Here is a 223-nt window from a genome sequence, read left to right as displayed (position 1 = left end):
CATGAGATTCAAAATCCGTAAGTTGAAGATCCGAATGCGGACAGAACTGAACCTGATACAACTGGCAAACTGGCTAAACCCCATAATCAATGGCTGGCTGAATTATTATGGACAATTTTGCCGGTCGGAACTGTATAAGGTCTTCAGGCAACTCAACAAAGCGCTGGTGCGCTGGGCCAGGCGAAAGTTCAAGGCACTGAGCAGACACAAAACTCAAGCCTCA

The 223-nt window shown here is 47.1% G+C and carries 1 protein-coding gene; it reads left to right on the top strand.

All coding sequences use genetic code 11. The annotated features are described in order from the left end of the window. Window position 1: 1 nt before the first annotated feature. The coding region (locus tag ACGF5R_RS25205) for a group II intron maturase-specific domain-containing protein (RefSeq protein ID WP_387693399.1) at window positions 2-223 on the top strand (222 nt) is incomplete at its 3' end.

Source organism: Photorhabdus sp. RM71S, assembly GCF_042879355.1.
GTDB lineage: Bacteria > Pseudomonadota > Gammaproteobacteria > Enterobacterales > Enterobacteriaceae > Photorhabdus > Photorhabdus kayaii.
This window is presented reverse-complemented; position numbering and strand designations above follow the sequence as displayed.